Below are 21215 nucleotides of genomic sequence, written 5' to 3'. Positions count from 1 at the left end.
CTTTTTGGTATTTTTTACTGCGGTCGTTATCCAGGTCAGTACATGGTTGAGTAGTCATAAATTTAATCAGCAACAGCTAACAGAGCGAGTTTTGAGTGCAAAACAGGTACTCATAGAGTATTTATCTGCGCAAGAAAAGTTATTAGTTATTGCTGCTAACGTTCTGACATCTGACTTCGGTTTCATCCGTGCAGTTGCAACTTCCGATGCTGAAACAATCAAAAGCGTATTGCAAAATCACGGTAAACGAATTGATGCTGATTTGATGCTGCTAACAGATTTATCTGGCAGTCTTATCAGTTCCAGCAGGGCGATTTTATCTGACTCTGATTTAAATGAAGCTTTAATCAAAAGTTTGATCAACAGTCCTGGGAAAAGTTTTTTTGTAACGATTAATCAGCATTTTTATCAGTTGATATTATTGCCGGTTAAAGCACCTCATACAATTGCTTATAGCGTAGTCGGATTTGAAATTACGTCTGAGGATATGGATGCGTTAAAAAAGCTCACCGGCGTCGATGTGAGCTTTTATGATGAAGACAAGCAGCTACTGATTTCAACAATTGGTATTGAGAGCTTTAGACAGTTTCAAGACAATCTGAATAATCAGCTTACCTATCAATTTATGATTCCTCGGCCTGCTTATATTACTGAGGAGTTGCTCCTGCCATCCACGAGTGTAGCGCCTGTCGGTGTTTTACTAACCAGCAGCCTTGCTCCTCTTTATGCTCAATATGACGAAATTATCATTCATAACTTCTTATTGGCGCTATTGGTAGCAATTATTGCATCATTACTGAGTATTTTTCTGGCAAAAAGTCTCACTATCCCACTGACAAAATTGACAAAGCTAGCGGAAAAATTCGCTGCTGGAGATTATTCATCAACTATTGATCTAGAGAGAAGTGGTATAGAGGCAAGACAGCTACTGAGTACATTTGAAATGATGGGGCAGCGGATTAAACTCCGTGAGGATAAGATTCTTTACCAAGCTCAATACGATATTTTAACTGGCCTCTATAACATCTATACGGCGAAACAAAAATTACCTGAGTATTTAGCTTCAGGACGGCAAAAACTACTGGTTGCCTTTAGTATTCGTAACTTCAGACAGATTAATGATCGTTTAGGGCCTGACATTGCGGATGACTGCTTAAAGGCGCTGTCTGCACGCCTTAAACATACTGAGCTTATTGAAATACAAATGGCGGCGAGACTAGACGGTGTAGAGTTCTTTTCTCTACTGAATTTATCAGAAAAGCTAAGTCATATACATCAGGTCGATAATTTCCTCAGTTCTCTTGAGGGGGATTTTAACGTTGCTGAATTAATGATAAACCTGGAGCTCAATGCTGGTGTTGTTATTTATCCAGATAATGGTACTGACACAACATCATTACTGAGAAGAACCAGCATCGCTCTCGATAATGCAAGAAAAAGTAAACAGCGTATACATTTTTATAAGGATGGTGAAGATGAAGCTCATCTAGAGCGTTTGGCAATTACTGATGCTCTGAAAAATCTTTTTAAAAAACCTGATACTGAAGAATTATTTATGGTTTACCAACCTAAGATTAATTTACAAGATCAGAGTATTAAGGCAGAAGCACTGATTCGCTGGAAACATCCTGATAAGGGATTTATTTCACCAGAATTATTTGTGAATCTGGCCGAGCAAGCTGGGCTTATTATCGAGTTAACGGATTGGGTGATTGATTCTGTTTTCTCTCAGATGGCATTTTGGCAAAACAAAGGACTTATAGTCCCTGTATCGATTAATGTCTCTGCGCAAGACTTGATGCATAAAGACTTTGAAAAACATCTCTGCGAGTTGGTTGAGCGTCATCAAATTAACCAAGCACTCGTTACTCTAGAAATTACTGAACGAGATATCATGCACCATGAACATATTGTTGTTGCTGCATTAAAAAGGTTGAAAAGTCATGGTTTTCATATTGCTATTGATGACTATGGTATCGGCCAGTCATCATTATCGAAACTCAAAGATCTCCCTGTAGATGAAATTAAACTGGATAAAAGTTTTATTATGCAGTTAGCTTCTTCTGAAAAAGATAAATTAATCGTTCGTTCTACTATTCAATTAGCTCATCAGCTTGGTTTTTATGTTGTCGCTGAAGGCGTAGAAAATGAAGCTGGTCTTCAGATTTTGAGTGACTTTGGTTGTGACGAAATTCAAGGTTATTTCATCAGTAAACCGCTTTCTGCGAATACGTTTTATTCATGGCAAGAAGAGTATGTGGAAAAAAATATTCCTTAAATTAATGCTTTTCATGCCCGTTGTCTGTTATGCAGCAGATGGAAAATTAATTGCAACTGCTGGTGTTTCTCAGATAGAGGGAAGCGGAGGCGGAGGGCTGGTTCCTTGGGCACAATTAGCAGGTTACGCGAGTCAGGATGAAGTGGCTTTCAATGTTTTTTGCAGTCGTGGTGAGGTTGATGACTACAGATTAGATGTCTGTGGTGCCCAAACAAATTTATACGATCGTTTGGAATTATCAATTGCAGAGCAAACGTTTCATGTTGATGCTCTGGATCGCAATATTCGTCAACGTATTTTCGGTGCCAAATTACGTTTGTATGGGGATATTGTCTATAGTGATTGGCCACAACTTAGTCTAGGTATTCAACATAAAACGTTACATGATCCCTTTGTTGCTGATTTACTCGGCGCAGAAGATGATAGTGGAACAGATTATTATCTGGCTGCGAGTAAATTACATCTAGGCGCGATTGCTGGCCTGAATTGGCTCTGGAATGTCACAGGTCGTTATACGGAGGCAAACCAAACCGGTTTATTAGGATTTGGTGCAAAAGGGGAGGGTACCGAACTTGTCTGGGAAGCTTCTACAGCCTTATTGCTAGGAAGGCATATTGCTTTGGGGGTTGAGTATCGCCAAAAGCCGGATAATTTATCACTGAAAGAAGACGACTGGAAAAGCCTGTTTATCGCTTGGGTACCAAATAAATCATTGAATATCACTGCTGGTTGGATTGACTTGGGGGAGATCGCCGGTGCAAAACATCAAGATGGTATCTACTTTTCCATTATGGGCAATTTCTGATGAGATGCAGGAATATTTGCATTATTGTACTTATCTTCAGCTTTTTGACCGCTTGCGGTCATTTTTCCCCTACTCCCTCATTGTATGAAAAACTCGGCGGTGAAAAGGGGATAGCTTCTATTGTTAATAACCTCACGAAAAATATTGGACATGATGAACAGCTATTTCATTACTTTGCCCAGTCTAATGTCAGCCGATTCAAAAAAAGCTTAATACTATATCTTTGTGCAACTAGTGATGGACCGTGTCAGTACAATGGTGACTCAATGCAACAAATTCATGACGGGATGGATATCAATGAGCGTGATTTTAATCATTTGGTAGATTTACTGATTGATGCTATGAATGAAACAGGTATTTCCCATCCCATACAAAATCAATTGCTTGCGAGATTAGTCCCCTTGAGAAAGCAGATCATTTACCGATAGTGAGTCACAGTAGTTGTTGTGTTTCAGCCATATGCGAGTTGGAGAGGGTCTGTTAGTTACTGTTTTAATGAGGCACTAAAAGAATTGTTCCTGGACATCTGTAGAAAGCTTCTCGCCAGATAGATGAGCCCGCTGTAGTAGCTGCCAGTAATAGCGATAAGAGGCCTTATCATACAATTTATCGTTTAAGCTTATTGGTGCCCAACTACGTTGTTGTGCTGTCAACAAGATTTCACTGGCAAGCTGGATCTTTTCTGGCTCAGGTGTCATCGCTTTTATAATGGCTTTTATTTGTTGGGGATGCACACTCCACATTCTCAAAAAGCCAAACTGATTACGCGCTCTATAAGCATCTTCAAATGTTTGTTGATAATCCTTAATCGCCAGTGTCACATTATGTGATGGTATACAGCCAGAAGATATGGCGGCACAGGCTATTGCTGTTTTCGCTTTGACAATCAGAGCATGTTCAAACTGAGTAGGACTATGCATAGCATCATCCGTTATAGCGCCTTGATATGCGCTGATATAGTCCATAATCCCGAAATCTAGAACTTGCACAGGCTTCATGGCTGCAATTTTGTAGACGTCGTTTAATGCTCCGTGTGTTTCAATTAATACATGGATAGGAATGGGGTGGGTAATGTTATATCTCTGTGAAGCTTGCTGAATATATTCAATCATGACCTCAACATCTTCCGCATTATTTGCCTTTGGAATCGTGAGGTAACGAATATTCTCTCTTGCTCCAGATAACAAAATATCGACTTCTTGTTGCCACGCAGGATGCTCATAGCCATGAATACGGACGCCGGACATGTGATGAATATTGTGCTCACTGTTGAGAATCTCAACAATCATATTGGCATGTTGTATTTCTTCTCCTGAAGCCGCACCATCTTCACAATCACAGGTAATATCAAAAATAGGACCGTATTCAGACTGAAGTGAGAATGCTTTTAATAACATATGGCGATTACCTGCAAAATGTTCACAGGCGGGGATTAACGGGAGCGGAGCTTCTTGATTGTGAAGCGCTTCATTAGGATGGATAAATACACTCATTAATATATATACCTTTCATATCCTGGTTTCATATCACTATCTACTCGGATGTCTGCCATGTTTAAACTGAATAATATAACGATTAAGTCTGGTTTTTCGTGTAAAAAGATGCGATTATTCACGGTTTTGATTGCCGTATTTTAGTATCGAAAGCGACGCAGATAGTCTTTTTCCACACTAAATTTATATATACGGTATGGTCTGAATTGAGTAAACATTGATTTGTCTAACCATAAATTTTTTGTTGATCAATTCCTGTATTTCGGCACATGATTAACACATGACAGAAACAGAACTACAACATTCTGAACAGATACGGAAAGTCTTCTTTGTCTCAGACCGTACTGGACTTACTGCCGAATCTTATGGAAAGTGTTTGCTTGCCCAATTTCCTGATTTGGAATTTGAAACCATCACGCTGGCTTTTGTGGATACACCAGAAAAAGCGTTGCAGGCAAGAGAAAAAATTAATGAAACGAGCCTTGAGTCTAATCTTAAGCCGGTAGTTTTTAGCACATTAGTGCATGATGATGAACAATACATTATTGAAAGCGCTAATGCCTGTGTTATCAGCTTGTTTCACAGCTATATTGGCTCCCTGGAAAGTTTTTTTGGTGTAGAGTCGTCACACAAGCAAGGCGTGTCACGAATTGCCTTCAGTGATACCACATACCAGCGTCGATTGGATGCGATTGATTTTGCACTTACGCATGATGATGGCGTCAGACCGGATCATTATAACGATGCTGATGTTATTCTGGCGGGTGTGTCACGTTGTGGCAAAACGCCAACCAGTCTTTATTTGGCGATGAACTTTTCTCTTAAAGTGGCAAATTATCCACTTACGCCGGAAGACTTATCATCAGATGAATTACCTCAATGTTTATTGGATAATATTGATAAACTTGTTGGTTTAACGATTAAACCGGTGCCATTAAGTCGAATCAGACGCCAGCGACGCCCTGGCAGTGAATATGCCTCACTGGAAATTTGTCAGGCTGAATTGACACAAGCACAAGCTATGTTTGATAAAGCGGGCATTGCCGTTTTTGAAACAACAGATACATCGATCGAAGAAATCTCTAGCCGTGTAGTTCGTGCGCTTGGCCTAGGTAGAGAACGTGTTAGAGAGTCGGTCTTAATGTTTAATAAATCTATAAAAGCAAGGTAGTTATAACTATGTCAGAATATGTTATCTCTCTGGATAAGCTATGCATGGAGGATGTCGGCAGAGTAGGTGGCAAAAACGCCTCATTAGGTGAAATGCTGCAAAATCTCGCCCCTCTAGGAGTCGATGTCCCAGGTGGTTTTGCCACGACTGCGGATGCTTACCGGGAATTTCTTCTGCACGATGGACTCCAGAGTAAAATCAATGATCGTTTGCGTGAGCTGGATGTCGATGACGTCACTGCTTTGCAAAAAACAGGTCAGGAAATTCGTGACTGGATCATGACGATTCCTTATCCAGAAGCGATGGAAAAAGCCATTGATGAAGCTTTTGCTGCATTGGAAAAAGAATACGGTCCTGAAGCTAGTTTTGCTGTGCGTTCATCAGCAACGGCAGAAGATTTACCTGATGCTTCATTTGCTGGACAACAAGAAACATTCCTTAATGTTTCCGGCTTAGACAATATCAAAAAAGCTATCCGTGAAGTATTTGCATCGTTATTTAATGACCGTGCTATTGCTTATCGCGATCACCAAGGGTTTGATCACAGTGAAGTGGCTTTATCAGCCGGTATCCAAAAAATGGTACGTTCTGATATCGCCAGTGCGGGTGTGGCCTTTTCTCTGGACACTGAAAGTGGCTTCCGTGACGTTGTGTTTGTTACAGGTAGTTATGGCCTGGGTGAGATGGTGGTTCAAGGTGCTGTTAACCCTGACGAATTCTATGTACACAAAAATACATTAGAAGCTGGCCGCCCATCTGTGTTACGACGCACTGTGGGTCAAAAAGCAATTAAGATGGTTTATTCTGGTGATGCTTCATCACCGGTTAAAACCGTGGATGTTGATGAAGATGAACGTCTACATTTCTGCCTGACCGACGAAGAAGTTGAGTCTTTAGCAAAAATGGTAGTGACTATCGAGAAACATTACCAACGTCCAATGGATGTGGAGTGGGCTAAAGATGGTAATGATGGTCGTATCTACATCGTTCAGGCGCGCCCTGAAACGGTTCAAAGCCGAACTAAGAAAAATGTCCGTGAAACTTTTGTCCTGAAACAAAAAGGCGAGTTGATTTCTGTCGGACGTGCTATCGGTAGCAAAATTGGTCAGGGTAAAGTGCGTTTATTAAACAGCCTGGACCAAATGAATAAATTCCAGGAAGGCGACGTTTTATTAACGGACATGACCGATCCTGACTGGGAACCTATCATGAAACGTGCTTCGGCCATTATCACTAACCGTGGTGGTCGTACTTGTCACGCCGCGATTATTGCACGTGAATTAGGTATTCCTGCTGTTGTTGGTTGTGGTGATGCCACTGAAAAAGTGGAAGAAGGCACAGAAGTGACTGTCTCATGCGCCCAAGGTGATGAAGGTAATATCTACGCTGGTTTACTTGAGTTCGAACACCGTGTGGAAGAACTCGACAATATGCCTGAGCTACCTGTCAAAATTATGATGAACGTAGGTAATCCTGATCGCGCATTCAGCTTTGCTCAGTTACCTAATAAAGGTGTTGGTCTCGCGCGTCTTGAGTTCATCATCAACAATATGATTGGTATCCATCCAAAAGCATTGATGAATGCTGATGAGATGGAAGGTGAAGTCAAACAAGCCATCAAAGAGCGTACAACTGCTTACGGTGACCCGGTAGAATTCTACATCAGCCGTATTGCTGAAGGTGTCTCCACCATCGCCGCTGCGTTCTATCCTGAAACTGTGATTGTTCGTATGTCTGACTTCAAATCAAATGAATACGCTAATCTGATTGGCGGTACCTTGTTTGAGCCTGAAGAAGAAAATCCAATGATTGGCTTCCGTGGAGCATCACGTTATTCATCAGAAGATTTTGCTGAATGCTTCAAACTTGAAATTGAAGCGATGAAGCGTGTTCGTGATGTAATGGGATTAACGAATGTTGAGTTAATGATTCCGTTTGTTCGCACACTGGCTGAAGCGGAGTCTGTGGTTAACTTGCTCAAAGAAAACGGTTTGGAGCGCGGTAAAAATGGTCTGCGTTTGATCATGATGTGTGAACTACCTTCAAATGCTGTTATGGCAGATGAATTCCTCGAATTCTTTGATGGTTTCTCAATCGGTTCAAATGATATGACTCAGTTAACACTGGGCTTAGACCGTGATTCAGCGCTAGTGGCCGGCTCATTTGATGAGCGTAACCCTGCGGTACTGAAAATGCTGGATATGGCGATTACAGCCTGTAAGAAAGCAGATAAATATGTCGGTATATGTGGTCAAGGTCCATCAGATCATGAAGACTTGGCTGAATGGTTATTAGAGCGTGGAATCAGCAGTATTTCATTAAACCCTGATACCGTAGTCAGTACATGGCAGGCTTTAGCAGAAAAGCATGCTTAAAAAGTAAAAAAAGCGACTGTCCGACCTGTTTTTTCAGGTCGGGCTTTGCTAATATAGCGACCTCGTTAATCAGGCTTACTTCAAGCATCAATAGATTAACAACAATATCGTCGGGGCATGGCGCAGCCTGGTAGCGCACTTGCATGGGGTGCAAGGGGTCGAAGGTTCAAATCCTTCTGTCCCGACCAATTATTTTTTGTTTATTCAAAGCAACTCAGATCATCTGATTACGAACCACTTTGCCTTAAGGCATTGATGATGCGATTACGTTCTTCCTCTTCATAAAAGCTTGGGTCATCAAATAAGTCTCTTTGTGGTTGATCAAACATCATACTGAGCACTTGCGAGCTGGTTTGAACCATCGGTTCGAAGTGGGCATTATCTCCACTGACAAGATCAACGACGCGACGGCGGCGATAGGCCGTATATCCGGCTAAAATTAATAATACTGTTCCAATATAGAGCGGCAGGCCTTGTGAACCAATAATGGTCATTAATGAACCAGCTATCACCGGGGCAAAAGCGCAGCCTAAACCATGAAGCACCAGCATATCTGAGGAGCCAGAGACAATTTCGTCAGGATGGAGTTGGTCAATAAGCTGAGCGACGGACAGTGGGTAGATGGAAAAAGATAAGCCACCCCAGATAAAAAAGATGGCTAATAAGGCGGTTTGAGAAGGAATCACTGCCATGGATAGAGCAATAATCCCTGCTAATGCCACTACCCAAGTAATGACTTTGGGTCTGTCGTGTTTATCTGAATAACGGCCAATAGGGATCTGCAAGGCAGCGCCACCTAGAATGGTTAAACTCATTATCAGTGCAATGCCACTAATGTCGTAGCCTAGTTCAGTGGCATAAATAGGTGTCATCGCCCAAAAAGCGCCCATTGCCAGACCTGAGAGAGTTGAACCAGCTACCGAGAGTGGTGCGATCTTTAATAAGTTTTTTAGACTACTTTTTGGCCTTTCCGAATTAATCATCGGTTGGTTTCGGCGGGTGAGTGTCAGTGGCAGTATGGCCCAACTAATCAGAATAGACACAATGGCAAATAGCAGAAAATTATCGGGCGTAGCGATATGCAACATTTGCTGTGCAATTGTTAAAGCACCTAAATTCACTACCATATAAAAAGCAAAAATACGTCCACGCTCATGGCTTGCAGCCTGACTGTTTAACCAGCTTTCGATGACAGTCATCAGGGTAATATAAGCAAGCCCATAAAAGAAACGAAGAACAATCCATACCCAAGCATCAATAAAAATAATATGTAAAAGTGTGGCTGAAGCACAGATAGAAGCACAGAATGCAAACGTCCTGATATGCCCCATGCGACGAATCAGTCTGCCACTGACCCAGGTGCCACATACAAATCCAATAAAATAGCTCGACATGATCAGACCCATGGTGGCACTTGAAAAGCCTTCATTTGTGCCGCGTAGGGTAAGAAGAGTGCTGATTAATCCATTTCCCAATAGAAGTAAAGCAACGCTCCATAAAATAGATTGAATAGGCTTAAGCAATGCAAGTGATTGCATATTGTTTCCTTTTTTATGCACCTTAATTAATAGTCATTGCACCAAAAATATACTTAAAATCTATTTATTATTGTTTGAAAATATTAAATGCATGATATTTAATAGCTTTTATATATAAAAATTATCGATTACAAAGTGATATGAGAATTGATGCAAATCATGAACCGTTATTTTCATATCGTGGATGATGCTAATCTCCTCAATCAATTTCACAGAATTTTCGCATCAAGCTGTTAGTATCGACTACGAACTATCCTTGTTAACAGTTCAACCACCCTTAGCCAGCTTATTCCCGATAAGCTGGCTTATTTTTTTTCATAACTTTACATTCTTTTTCGCAACCAATATTTATCAGGTGTGTCATAACGTTACCTGAGACTATCGTCAATGGTGTAATTTCTACTCCTTGTTTTGAGAAGGCGGTGATGGTCACATCATCGCCTTTTTCTTATTTAGCAGTTCACTAAGTCATTTTCATTCGTTAATTCCAATGGATAGATTCGTTAATAGTGCAGTCGTATTTGTACTGACGTTCACTGACCTGTACGTCAGTAATCCTATCTGCGTAAATCTCCTTTTTGGAGTAGGGTGGCTTCTGCCACCCTCTTTTTTTATACCTTGTTAAGTAAACTGAATAGCTGCTGTATGATTGATGCCTTCTAACGATATAAAAAGGCCATGTTTAGCATGCAATACAATACTCTTGGTAATACTGATCTGAGTGTCAGTCGTATTTGTCTGGGAACCATGACGTTTGGCGAGCAAAACACGCAAGCAGAAGGACATCAGCAATTAGATTATGCTGTCAGCCAGGGAATTAACTTTATCGATACCGCAGAGTTATATGCAATCCCTCCTTGTGCAGAAACCTATGGTGTAACAGAAGAGATTATTGGTCATTGGTTACAAAAAAGAGGCCGGCGGGATGACATCATTCTTGCCAGTAAAATGGCTGGTCCGGGCGGTGATTGGGTTTCACATATCCGAGGTGGTGGTACCCGGTTTAATGGGACAACAATTGAAACGGCAGTTGATGCAAGTCTTAAAAGGCTCAAGACTGATTATATTGATTTATACCAATTGCACTGGCCTGAAAGAAATACGAACTATTTTGGTCGACTGGGTTATCAGCAGGCGGCTGATGAGCAAAATCTGACTCCCATTATCGATACGCTGCGTGGTTTGAAAAAACAAGTTCAAGCAGGAAAAATTCGACATATTGGTTTATCCAATGAAACACCATGGGGAATAATGCAATTTATTACTTTGGCTAAATCCATGGACTTACCTCTGGTAGTCAGTGTGCAGAATCCCTACAGCTTATTAAACAGGACGTATGAAATAGGTTGTGCTGAGATTAGTCATCGTGAAAATGTTGGTTTGCTGGCCTATTCACCATTAGGATTTGGTGTGCTGACAGGGAAATATCTTGATCAACAACCTGAAAATGCTCGTTTGACACGCTGGCCTAACTACAGCCGTTACAGCAACCCTCAGGCCATTGAGGCAACTCGTCGATATGTAGAGCTTGCACGCCGCTTTCAGCTGGATCCTGCCCAAATGGCATTGGCTTTTGTTAATTCACGACCTTTCTTAACAGCTAATATTATCGGAGCAACCAGTATGGAGCAGCTTAGAAATAATATCGCTAGTGAAAAATTGATTTTAACTAAAGAAATACTTTCAGAAATTGAGTTGATTCACCAAAGCATTCCTAATCCTGCACCATAAAATATAAACTTTTTCATTTTTATTAAATATAACCAAGATAGGGACGACAACATATAGAGTGACCTGAGCATACTGACCATAAATTCTATGATTTTATAACAAGGAGGGGCAATATGAGTTTTTTCGACAATAAGCTTTCTAAAGTTGATTTGCCTTTTTCTGACTTAGTCTTATATTCACTTTTCATTAATTCATTATTATTTACGCAGTTTGCCACCTTTTAAATGACGACTGTCTCTATGCTTAGAAAGAGCAGTTTAACTATAAGATACGGCACTATCTTATTGATGTTGATCCTGCTTTTGATCGCTGTCGTTTTTCAATACAAATTACTCATTGATAAAGCAAACCAACAACAGCTTGAGCAGCTTGCTCAAGCTATATCAGCTAGTATAACCGTGGCAGATAAACCGATTTCTACAGCTGAGCAAGGTTCCTTGTCATGGTTGCGAGCTTACCCCTATATCAAACAGTCCATCGTTTTTGATAAAAATGGAACGGGTATTTTTCGTTATCAAAATCTCAATACATCGGTTACAAACACCTTCATCAAACAAAGGCTCCAAAATGGAGTAGTCAGTGAAAAGCAGATTTATTCAGACTCTGATGTTATTCATTTTCTATACCCACTAGTAGAAAACGGAAGTGCTTTGGCAAGTGTCTATCTTTCAGTCGATAAGTATTTGTTTGACGCACCATTCAAAAGGTTATTCGATTGGTCCTGTATCGCCATTCTTGTCCTTTTTGTTTGTATTGTGGCGTTAGTCTGGTCATTCATAACGCACTATCTCTCGCCATTAAACAGTTTGACCCAACAAATGTCGGGAGAGTCTGATAGTTCAAAGCCCAGTGTGGGACATATGCTTGAAAGACTAAGGCAAAACTTCGTCAAACTCAGCTCCGATAAGCAGGATCTGACAGAACAAAAACAGCAATTAGAATTACGCTTGGCGGAGCAGCAAAAGTTATTAACTGATGCCATTAACAGACTTGAATACGATGAAGATGCTAAGTGCGGAATGATTAATGTTATCAGCCGGGAGCTGAAAATATCTTTGTCTCAAGTGATTAGTCATATTGAGCTGTTAAAGGTATATGTGACAGAGGCTAAGGCTCATGAAACAGTGAGTCTGATAAATGACTCAACGCATCACTTATTAGAGGTGATAAACCAGTTACAAGATTATGTGAAACTGAGTGAAAAGCAATGGACTCTTGATGTTAAACAGGTTGATTTATATCGATTTCTTAAGTCTGTAGTTGAGGCCAATTATGCCAAAGCAAATCAGAAAAAAAATACATTATTTTTAAATATGAAATGTTCTGGCATGGAAGTGATGCTCGACCCACATATGCTCAGAAACGTGCTAAATAATTTGATTGATAATGCAATAAAGTTTTCTAAGCAGGGGAATATTGAACTTTCTGTCAGCGAATTTTCAAGGGATAAACAGCATTTTTTAACCTTAACAGTGAAAGATTCTGCTGGAGCTATTAATGAGAATGATAAGGAACGTATTTTTGAGCCATTTCAGCAATTCCCGTTGCATGATCAGCAATACTCAGGGCTCGGTTTAGGCTTAACTATTTATGCTCATCTCGTTGAGTTGATGAATGGCGAATATGGAGTGAACTCTTCCACGCAAGGGAACAGTTTTTGGTTCACGATTCCTGTTGATATTATCTCTGTGACTAATACGTCGCCTGAGGCAAGAGTTCAAATCAACCCACGCGGTGATGATAAAAAAACTAATCATGTACTTGTTGCAGAGGATAATGAAGTCAATCAATCTGTTGCTTTGGGCTTGTTAGAAAAACTGGGTTGTACAGTAACGTTGGTAGCTAATGGTGAAGAGGCAATAGCATCATGCAGTGAGCAGGCATATGACATGATATTTATGGACTATCACATGCCTCTGATGAATGGTGTGACGGCCACAGAGCATCTAAGAAAGTTTTTACATATTACAACACCCATCGTGGCGTTAACTGCTGATGCGAATGAACAAGTTAGGCTTGATTTTTATACAGCTGGTGCTGATGATATTTTAATTAAACCTATTGAATTGAACAAATTGATTGATTTAGTCAATCGATTTCTAGGAAAAACAATTGAGCCAGTTTCACAGGCTCATAGCTACAGAGAAGTGAGTGAGGTGAAACCTATACTTAATAAGAAGATTGTTGATGACATAATTACGATGGCTGGTGAGAATGGTGAACAGGTCGTACAACAAATATTCCAGGTTTATATGCAACATACACCTGATTTGATAGAAGCCATCAAACAGGCGTTTATAGAAAAAAATGCACAGCAAGTATTTAAATCTGCACATGCACTTAAATCCAGTTCGCTGAATATCGGTGCCACAGCTATCGCTGAGTTGGCAAGAGAGATAGAAAAATCAGGGCGAGAAAATAATATTGACCAAATTGCTATATATATAGATAAACTAGATACTTATTATGATGAACTGACTTCACTATTAAATGGACAATGGCGGAGGATTTGATGGCAAATACCATCAAAAAGCAAGTGGTCTTGATTGTTGATGACGATCCCGTCACACGGATGTTAATGACTCAATCATTAACATCGACGGAATTAGAGATTGTTGAGGCCGCCTCTGGTGAAGATGCTATAGTCCAGTTCTCACTCCACAAGCCTGATATCACATTACTTGATGTTTCCATGCCAGGCATGAACGGTTTTGAATGTTGTGCCAGACTGCGAGCTTTACCTAAAGGTGCAGAATGCGCCATTGTGATGGTCACAGCACTTGATGATGTTGAAGATATTGAACAAGCATTTGAATCCGGTGCGACAGACTTCATCACCAAGCCGCTCAAGTGGCCGCTTTTCAGGCACAGAGTCCGTTATATCTTGAAAGCTAACAGGACTTTACAAGAGTTAAGTCTTAATAAAAATAAATTAGCTAAGGCCCAATCTATTGCAAATCTGGTCTACTGGGAATGGGATTTTGAGTCCGAGTTTCTTGAGTGCTCCTCCGATATGTTTGCTATGTTGGGTTTTTCCAAAGAAATCAATCTCACCGTACGATCTGCTCTGAAAAAAGTGCACCCGGAAGACCGGACAAAATTAATTATAGCCCTCAAGCAAGCCGTGTATGAAAAACAGTCATACGATATCGAATACAGGATCATCCGTTCTGACGGCAGTGTTTTGTTTGTGAATGAGCGAACAGATATTAGCTTTGAATATGGGCAGTGGCGAATTGTTGGTACTTTGCACGACATCACATCAAGAAAACAGTCAGAGCAAGAAATTACCTATTATGCCTACTACGATACGCTGACCGATTTACCCAACCGACGTTTATTCATTGAACAATTAGAAACGGCCATTGCCAGTGCAAAACGTCATCAGGCGCAATTTGCTTTGATGTTTCTTGATTTGGACAGGTTTAAATATATTAACGATACCTATGGGCACCATATCGGTGATGAAGTCTTATGTCAGTCAGCCCAGCGGATACGTGAATGTGTGAGAGATTCGGATCTGGTGGCCAAAGCCAATTATGATACTGATAATCGGGTTGCCCGCCTGGCGGGTGATGAATTTACCGTTTTACTTGATGATATAAGTAAAGTTGAGCAGGTAGCTGAAATTGCTAACCGCCTCATTGGTGCTTTCTCAGCTCCTTTTTTTATTAGTGAGAAACACCTACATATTTCGATAAGCGTTGGCATTACCCTTTATCCTGATGATGGCCATAATGTACAGACGCTATTGCAACATGCTGATGTAGCGATGTATCACGCAAAAGAAAAGGGTAGAAATAATTACCAGTTCTTTTCTGAGAGCATGAATAATTATCTCAAACTGCGTTTAGAAATGGAGAATGATTTACGGACAGCATTGTCTGAACAGCAGTTTGAAGTTTATTATCAACCTCAATATGATGCTGAAAGCATGGCTATTGTTGGTCTTGAAGCATTGTTGCGTTGGCGACATCCTACGAAGGGATTATTAACGCCAAACTATTTTATTGAAATTGCTGAATCAACAGGTTTGATACTGGGGATTGGGGACTGGGTGTTGATGCAGGCTTGTCGGCAAGTGAGACAATGGCAAAAAGAGTCGGGCTGTGCGTATCGAGTAGCTGTTAATTTATCTGCCTCACAATTCACCCAATCTTACCTGCTGGATACCGTAAGAAAAACGTTAGATGAAACTGGTTTACCCCCAGAGACCCTCGAGTTGGAAATCACAGAAACGGCGATGTTAAAAGATACTGCAGAGACGATTCCGCTGCTTTTCTCATTAAAAAAACTTGGCGTACGTCTGGCGATAGATGATTTTGGTACGGGATATTCTTCATTGAGTTACTTAAAGAATTTTCCTATTGATACCCTAAAAATTGATCGCACATTTGTGGAAGAAATCGTGACCAATAGTAAAGATTGTGCAATAGCACAAACGATTGTCCAATTGGCCGATAATTTACAGCTTTGCACCATTGCAGAAGGTGTTGAGACAAGTGAGCAGGCCGACATATTAAGAAAGTTAGGCTGTGCCGAGTTTCAGGGATTTTATTTTAGTCATCCACTGCCGGTCCCTCAGCTCAGCTTATTGCTCGAGCATTAGCTCTTGTCTTTTTCTTCCAGAAAAGGCGTATGGGTATCGATTAAGTCATCATGTCTGTCTAACAAACCAATATCTAATACTGGTGAGGCATCTATATGCTGGGCATCCATCATTTGAGCCACACGCTTAAGCGCAGAAATAATCATGGTCTGCTCCCACTCCTGTAAATCGCCAAATTGACGGGTAAATTGCTCTTGCAGTGGGATTGGTGCTTTTTTCAGAATTTCCAGGGCTTTATCTGTTAGGTGTACATGAACTTTGCGTTTATCCGACTCAGAACGCATACGATAAACAAGTTCACGTTTTTCCAGGCGATCAACAATCGTCGTCACCGTTGCCTGACTCAAGCTCATTTCATTAGCAAGCTCACCAATTGTAATTTGACCTTTATCCCTGAGACTTTGTAACAATAAAATCTGTGGAGAAGTCAGGCTGGTTGTCTTTGCAAGATATTTAGAGTGCAAATCAGTTGCACGGATAACGCGTCGTAATGCAATCAATACTTCTTCAATTTGGTTCAACAGGTGATCCTTCTGTTCATCAGTCAGATCAAGATTATAAACTGCATCTAAATTTAAACCGATAGTTTTACTCATAATTTTCCATTTGATTAAAACAACGCTCAAAATCGGCCAGTATAATTAGCTGTTGTTTATGTTTTAAAGTGGCATAGATAGGGCTCAATGTATTTTTTTGTTCTACTGGCACCAAATTCTGTAAATCCAGTAATGTAATTTTCACGACTTCATCAACGCTAATACCCACCAAGCCCTTTTTTGACTCAATAATAACGATGTGGCGATGCTGATCTGTCTCATCAATTCCTAATAATTTCCTACTACTCACAATGGTGACTATCTCGCCTCTTATGTTCAGTACTCCTTCTATATATGAAGGGGCACCGGGTACAGGGACCGCTGCCATATAGTCATGAACTTCTCTTATCTTATTTACAGGGTGTGCATAAGTCTCATCTTCAATGAGAAAGCATAGCCATTGTTTGTTGTCATGTAACTGTAATGTCATCTATTGAATATACGTTATTAATCTCGGGCTGGACAATATATTTATTTAGTGTACTATATATATTAAATCATTAACAGCCTGTATATTTTTATTCAAATTACTGTTTATTATGCTTTATATAGTTTTTTCGTAGAATTTACAGGATTTTTGCAACTTATAATTGATAGAGATATAAACAATAGAGCTATTTATAAATGAATAATGATAATCATGAAAAAGCTTCAATTACTTTAAGAGAGCCCACAGCAGAAGATGGTGCATCCGTCTTTGATTTAATATCTGCCTGTCCTCCTCTTGATACCAATTCCATGTACTGCAATTTGTTACAAAGCAGTCATTTTTCTCAGACGTCAGTAGCAGCAGAAATGGACGCAAACCTTGTGGGTTTCATTTCTGGCTATGTATTACCGAAAAAGCCAGACACCTTATTTATCTGGCAAGTCGCGGTAGGAGAGAAAGCAAGGGGGCAAGGACTTGCAAGTCGAATGCTTCGTCATATCCTGGAACGGGATAGCTGCAAAGACGTGAAATATATCGAAACAACGATCACCCCTGATAATCGTGCATCGTGGGCCTTGTTCGAGAGTCTAGCGAATAAATTAAACACACAACTAAACCGTTCGGTGATGTTTGATCGCCAACAACATTTTGCTGGCCAACATGAAACGGAAATGTTGGTTAAAGTCGGTCCGTTTAAGCTGTAAGCCATTATTTCTACACGCCGGGACACGAATAAAAAAATACTACTAGGAGAAAAAAACCTATGAAAATCTTTGATGAAATTGAATCAGAAGTTCGTTCTTATGCTCGATCTTTTCCGCGCATGTTTAACCGTGCCAAAGATGAGTTTATCTATGATGAAGAAGGGAACGCTTACCTAGACTTTTTAGCTGGGGCTGGTTCATTGAATTATGGTCACAATAATGATCTGTTCAAAGAAAAACTGCTCGAATACATTGAAAACGATGGTATTACCCAAGGTCTTGATCTCCATACCCGTGCGAAAGGCGAGTTTTTAGAGAGTTTCAATAACAATATATTAAAACCACGTGACTTAGACTATATCGTGATGTTTACTGGCCCAACAGGCACAAATGCCGTTGAAGCCGCATTAAAAACGGCACGTAAATACACCGGCAGAGAAAATATCATTTCGTTCACTAACGGCTGGCATGGCCAGACATTAGGTTCACTGGCGATTACTGGTAATGGCCATCATCGTGGTGGCGCAGGTGTGAGCCTGAGTGGTGCAACACGTATGCCTTATGATGGTTATATGGGCGATGATGTTGATACGACCAACTATCTCGATAAAGTCCTTTCAGATTCAAGTAGTGGTGTAGACAAACCTGCCGCTGTGATTGTGGAAACAGTTCAGGGTGAGGGGGGTATTAACGCTTGCTCAACAACTTGGTTAAAAAGCCTGTCAGACATCTGTAAAAAACATGATGTATTGCTGATTATTGATGATATTCAGGCGGGGTGTGGTCGTACAGGTACCTTCTTCAGTTTTGAAGAAGCCGGTATCTACCCTGATATCGTCACGGTATCAAAATCATTAAGTGGTTACGGTCTGCCGTTCGCTATCGTGTTGATGAAGCCGGAGTTAGATCAATGGAAACCAGGCGAACATAACGGTACGTTCCGTGGTAACAATCCTGCCTTTATTACTGCTAAAGCGGCGCTGGATAACTATTGGAAAGACGACACTTTTGCTAAAGAAGTACAGGCAAAAGGGGACTACATCGCCAAACGCGTTGACAAGATTGTTGAGCTATACGGTGAGGGTAACTTTAACTCGCATGGTCGTGGCATGTTCCGAGGAATTAATTGCGTTAGTGGTGAACTTGCAGGAAAAATCACGCATAACGCTTTCCAGAAAGGTTTGATCATTGAGACAAGCGGTACCGATGATCATGTGGTCAAATTTTTATGTCCACTCACCATCACACAAGAAAACCTGGAAAAGGGTATCGATATTCTTGAGCAATCTATCAAAGAAGTTTGTGCCAAGGCTGACAATATCCCAGAAGAAAAAGATTACTTCGAAGGTGATTACTCAGTCAGTGAAGAAGTCGAGAAAATGTCTCGTCAGTCTTAATTGCTTATAAGAAAACGGGTGGTTCGCCACCCGTTTCTATTCCAAATAATAATCAAATAAGAGGAAATGAAATGCTTGTTAGACAACTTCAGGAAGCAGAAAAAACAGACCGTAAAATTGTGGATCCTAATGGTAATTGGGACAGCACCCGTCTGTTATTAAAAGATGACAATATGGGATTCTCTTTCCATATCACCACCATCTATGAAGGTGCTGATTTCAGAATGCATTATCAGAATCATCTGGAGTCTGTGTATTGCATCAGTGGTGAAGGTGAAGTTGAAACATTGGATGATGGGAAAAAATATGCCATCACACCAGGTACCTTATATAACCTCGATAAACACGATAAACATATGCTACGTGCGTTTAAAGAGATGAAGCTGGCATGTGTGTTTAACCCACCACTTCATGGCACGGAAGTTCATAACAAAGATGGTGCTTATGAACTAGAAGCAGACACCATTAGTGACTAATTTGCTCAGGCATCGATCAGAACGTGATCGATGCCTTACCTCGGGCTATAACAGTCAATAAACATCTTGTTCACTGCCTGCTTTGACAGTGAACAAGATAGCTAATCCAAAAAGGATGAAATAGAGAGAATACAATGAGTTTTCATACGGTAGAAAAAATCGGCGGCACTTCTATGAGCGACTATGTTGCGGTGCGCGATAACATTATTCTGAAACCGGTTCATCACGACTCGCTCTACAATCGTATATTTGTTGTTTCAGCTTATGGCGGTATTACCGACTTGTTGCTGGAGCATAAAAAAACCGGGCAACCCGGTGTGTTCGGTTTATTTGCAAACGGAATACATGATGATAGCTGGAAACAAGCTTTAGCAGATTTAAAGCAAAAGATTTTCACTATCAATGAAAGTTTTTATAAAAAACCTGACAATCTTGAACGTGCTAATCAGTTCATAGGTGAACGTCTTGATGATGCTGAACGCTGTTTGGCTGATCTACAAAGACTTTGCCAGCATGGCCACTTTGAGCTGGATATGCATCTTGAAACCGTGAGGGAAATGCTCGCCAGTATTGGTGAAGCTCACAGTGCATGGAACATGACGCAGTTGCTTCAGCGTGATGGTATTGATGCTATTTTTGTTGATTTAACCGGCTGGCAAACAGACAAGCACTTACCTTTAGACGAACGTATCAAAATCGCTTTTCAGGATATCGACCTCAAAAAGCAATTGCCTATCGTCACCGGTTATGCACATAGCGATGATGGTCTAATGTCAACATTTGACCGTGGTTACAGTGAAATGAGCTTCAGTCGTATTGCTGTTCTAACCAACGCTAGTGAAGCCATCATTCACAAAGAATTTCATCTCAGCAGTGCTGATCCCCGATTAGTGGGTGAAGATAATGCCGTGCCTATTGGCCGAACAAATTACGATGTTGCCGATCAATTAGCTAATCTAGGTATGGAAGCCATTCATCCTAAGGCGGCTAAAGGCTTACGAAGAAATGAGATTGCTCTGCGTGTACGTAATACATTTGAACCTGAACATGCCGGCACATTAATTACGGGTGACTATATCAGTGCAACCCCCTGTGTTGAGATCATTGCCGGTTGCAAAGGGGTCTATGCGTTTGAACTCTTTGATCAAGATATGGCGGGTAATATTGACGTTTATGATCGTGAAATTCTGACGATGATAGACAGATTTAAAGCACATATCATCTCTAAAGATATCAACGCCAACACAATTACCCACTATCTCTCTGCCAATCTCAAAACAATAAAACGTATCCGTAATGCCTTACAAGAACGTTTTGTTGATGCTGAAATTAATCAACAAAAAGTGGCGATTGTGTCTGCCATCGGCAGTGATATGAAGATCCCAGGTATTTTGGCAAAAACCGTTGGTGCACTTGCAAAAGAAAACATCAGTGTTTTAGCCATGCATCAGTCCATGCGTCAGGTTGATATGCAGTTTATTATCAATGAAGATGACTATGACGATGCCATAAAGAGCCTGCACAGTGTGCTGGTAGAAATTCACGATCACGGAAGGGCCATATGTCTCGCTTCTTAACGATTAGTTTTTTTATTGCTCTGTTGTTACCTGTT

General features: G+C 40.6%; 16 protein-coding genes and 1 tRNA gene. 13 read left to right on the top strand and 4 right to left on the bottom strand.

The window, feature by feature from the left end; all coding sequences use genetic code 11:
• Positions 1-91 precede the first annotated feature (91 nt).
• From B2248_RS09735 to B2248_RS09725, 3 genes are read left to right on the top strand one after another with little or no spacing between them, the layout of a single operon-like run.
• Entirely contained in the window at positions 92-2278 is a 2187-nt protein-coding gene (locus B2248_RS09735; protein WP_273182009.1) for a bifunctional diguanylate cyclase/phosphodiesterase, read from the top strand.
• Positions 2256-3083, top strand: coding sequence for a DUF3034 family protein (locus tag B2248_RS09730; RefSeq protein ID WP_273182007.1), 828 nt, complete (start codon positions 2256-2258; stop codon positions 3081-3083). Before B2248_RS09735 ends, B2248_RS09730 begins: the two co-directional genes overlap by 23 nt.
• Positions 3083-3511 carry a group I truncated hemoglobin gene (locus B2248_RS09725; RefSeq protein ID WP_273182005.1) on the top strand — a complete coding sequence of 143 codons (429 nt, stop codon included), beginning with the start codon at positions 3083-3085 and terminating at the stop codon, positions 3509-3511. The genes B2248_RS09730 and B2248_RS09725 overlap by 1 nt, the downstream gene beginning before the upstream one ends.
• A 75-nt stretch (positions 3512-3586) precedes the next feature.
• Here the strand turns inward: B2248_RS09725 and B2248_RS09720 are convergent, their stop codons facing one another.
• Positions 3587-4576, bottom strand: a complete 990-nt coding sequence (locus tag B2248_RS09720; protein WP_273182003.1) for an HpcH/HpaI aldolase/citrate lyase family protein — start codon at positions 4574-4576, stop codon at positions 3587-3589.
• Between the two features lie 280 nt (positions 4577-4856).
• Here B2248_RS09720 and B2248_RS09715 point away from each other — a divergent pair, with 280 nt between their 5' ends.
• The 3 genes from B2248_RS09715 (at position 4857) to B2248_RS09705 (ending at position 8310) form a co-directional block, all read left to right on the top strand.
• Complete coding sequence (locus B2248_RS09715) at positions 4857-5747, top strand: pyruvate, water dikinase regulatory protein (protein WP_007145578.1); 891 nt, start codon at positions 4857-4859, stop codon at positions 5745-5747.
• Between the two features lie 8 nt (positions 5748-5755).
• Complete coding sequence (gene ppsA / locus B2248_RS09710) at positions 5756-8122, top strand: phosphoenolpyruvate synthase (RefSeq protein WP_273182000.1); 2367 nt, start codon at positions 5756-5758, stop codon at positions 8120-8122.
• 111 nt (positions 8123-8233) lie between these two features.
• Positions 8234-8310, top strand: a tRNA-Pro gene (locus B2248_RS09705).
• Between the two features lie 39 nt (positions 8311-8349).
• Here the strand turns inward: B2248_RS09705 and B2248_RS09700 are convergent.
• A complete protein-coding gene (locus tag B2248_RS09700) occupies positions 8350-9660 on the bottom strand; it encodes an MFS transporter (protein WP_273181998.1) in 1311 nt (436 codons plus the stop codon).
• 687 nt (positions 9661-10347) lie between these two features.
• On the opposite strand from B2248_RS09700, the gene B2248_RS09695 reads away from it, so the two are divergent.
• The 3 genes from B2248_RS09695 (at position 10348) to B2248_RS09685 (ending at position 16000) form a co-directional block, all read left to right on the top strand.
• Complete coding sequence (locus B2248_RS09695) at positions 10348-11391, top strand: NADP(H)-dependent aldo-keto reductase (protein ID WP_273181996.1); 1044 nt, start codon at positions 10348-10350, stop codon at positions 11389-11391.
• A 239-nt stretch (positions 11392-11630) separates the two neighbouring features.
• Positions 11631-13904, top strand: a complete 2274-nt coding sequence (locus B2248_RS09690; RefSeq protein WP_273181995.1) for a response regulator — start codon at positions 11631-11633, stop codon at positions 13902-13904.
• Positions 13904-16000 carry a two-component system response regulator gene (locus B2248_RS09685; protein WP_273181993.1) on the top strand — a complete coding sequence of 699 codons (2097 nt, stop codon included), beginning with the start codon at positions 13904-13906 and terminating at the stop codon, positions 15998-16000. The genes B2248_RS09690 and B2248_RS09685 overlap by 1 nt, the downstream gene beginning before the upstream one ends.
• Here the strand turns inward: B2248_RS09685 and B2248_RS09680 are convergent.
• Together B2248_RS09680 and B2248_RS09675 are read right to left on the bottom strand one after the other, a co-directional pair.
• Entirely contained in the window at positions 15997-16596 is a 600-nt protein-coding gene (locus B2248_RS09680; RefSeq protein ID WP_007145571.1) for a MarR family winged helix-turn-helix transcriptional regulator, read from the bottom strand. The genes B2248_RS09685 and B2248_RS09680 overlap by 4 nt on opposite strands.
• Positions 16589-17026, bottom strand: coding sequence for a chemotaxis protein CheW (locus B2248_RS09675; protein ID WP_083821497.1), 438 nt, complete (start codon positions 17024-17026; stop codon positions 16589-16591). Before B2248_RS09675 ends, B2248_RS09680 begins: the two co-directional genes overlap by 8 nt.
• A gap of 194 nt (positions 17027-17220) precedes the next feature.
• Here B2248_RS09675 and ectA point away from each other — a divergent pair, with 194 nt between their 5' ends.
• The 4 genes from ectA (at position 17221) to B2248_RS09655 (ending at position 21180) form a co-directional block, all read left to right on the top strand.
• Entirely contained in the window at positions 17221-17730 is a 510-nt protein-coding gene (gene ectA, locus B2248_RS09670; RefSeq protein ID WP_273181991.1) for a diaminobutyrate acetyltransferase, read from the top strand.
• 59 nt (positions 17731-17789) lie between these two features.
• Positions 17790-19127 (top strand): diaminobutyrate--2-oxoglutarate transaminase, encoded by a 1338-nt coding sequence (ectB, locus tag B2248_RS09665; RefSeq protein WP_007145568.1) that lies wholly within the window; start codon positions 17790-17792, stop codon positions 19125-19127.
• A 71-nt stretch (positions 19128-19198) separates the two neighbouring features.
• Positions 19199-19603: an ectoine synthase gene (locus B2248_RS09660; protein WP_007145567.1), complete on the top strand. Its 405-nt coding sequence runs from the start codon at positions 19199-19201 to the stop codon at positions 19601-19603.
• A gap of 134 nt (positions 19604-19737) precedes the next feature.
• Positions 19738-21180, top strand: a complete 1443-nt coding sequence (locus B2248_RS09655) for an aspartate kinase (RefSeq protein ID WP_007145566.1) — start codon at positions 19738-19740, stop codon at positions 21178-21180.
• The last annotated feature ends 35 nt before the right edge of the window (positions 21181-21215 follow it).

The organism is Methylophaga sp. UBA2012 (assembly GCF_002335235.1).
In the GTDB taxonomy this organism is placed as follows: domain Bacteria; phylum Pseudomonadota; class Gammaproteobacteria; order Nitrosococcales; family Methylophagaceae; genus Methylophaga; species Methylophaga thalassica.
The sequence above is the reverse complement of the archived record's forward strand: the minus strand, read 5'-3'. Positions and strand labels throughout refer to the sequence as shown.

What these genes read in the sequence shown, in the direction of transcription:
- B2248_RS09730 (WP_273182007.1), top strand. Translation starts at nt 2,256, where the DNA reads ATGTGGAAAAAAATATTCCTTAAATTAATGCTTTTCATGCCCGTTGTC.
- B2248_RS09725 (WP_273182005.1), top strand. Translation starts at nt 3,083, where the DNA reads ATGAGATGCAGGAATATTTGCATTATTGTACTTATCTTCAGCTTTTTG.
- B2248_RS09720 (WP_273182003.1), bottom strand. Translation starts at nt 4,576, where the DNA reads ATGAGTGTATTTATCCATCCTAATGAAGCGCTTCACAATCAAGAAGCT.
- B2248_RS09715 (WP_007145578.1), top strand. Translation starts at nt 4,857, where the DNA reads ATGACAGAAACAGAACTACAACATTCTGAACAGATACGGAAAGTCTTC.
- ppsA (WP_273182000.1), top strand. Translation starts at nt 5,756, where the DNA reads ATGTCAGAATATGTTATCTCTCTGGATAAGCTATGCATGGAGGATGTC.
- B2248_RS09700 (WP_273181998.1), bottom strand. Translation starts at nt 9,660, where the DNA reads ATGCAATCACTTGCATTGCTTAAGCCTATTCAATCTATTTTATGGAGC.
- B2248_RS09695 (WP_273181996.1), top strand. Translation starts at nt 10,348, where the DNA reads ATGCAATACAATACTCTTGGTAATACTGATCTGAGTGTCAGTCGTATT.
- B2248_RS09690 (WP_273181995.1), top strand. Translation starts at nt 11,631, where the DNA reads ATGCTTAGAAAGAGCAGTTTAACTATAAGATACGGCACTATCTTATTG.
- B2248_RS09685 (WP_273181993.1), top strand. Translation starts at nt 13,904, where the DNA reads ATGGCAAATACCATCAAAAAGCAAGTGGTCTTGATTGTTGATGACGAT.
- B2248_RS09680 (WP_007145571.1), bottom strand. Translation starts at nt 16,596, where the DNA reads ATGAGTAAAACTATCGGTTTAAATTTAGATGCAGTTTATAATCTTGAT.
- B2248_RS09675 (WP_083821497.1), bottom strand. Translation starts at nt 17,026, where the DNA reads ATGACATTACAGTTACATGACAACAAACAATGGCTATGCTTTCTCATT.
- ectA (WP_273181991.1), top strand. Translation starts at nt 17,221, where the DNA reads ATGAATAATGATAATCATGAAAAAGCTTCAATTACTTTAAGAGAGCCC.
- ectB (WP_007145568.1), top strand. Translation starts at nt 17,790, where the DNA reads ATGAAAATCTTTGATGAAATTGAATCAGAAGTTCGTTCTTATGCTCGA.
- B2248_RS09660 (WP_007145567.1), top strand. Translation starts at nt 19,199, where the DNA reads ATGCTTGTTAGACAACTTCAGGAAGCAGAAAAAACAGACCGTAAAATT.
- B2248_RS09655 (WP_007145566.1), top strand. Translation starts at nt 19,738, where the DNA reads ATGAGTTTTCATACGGTAGAAAAAATCGGCGGCACTTCTATGAGCGAC.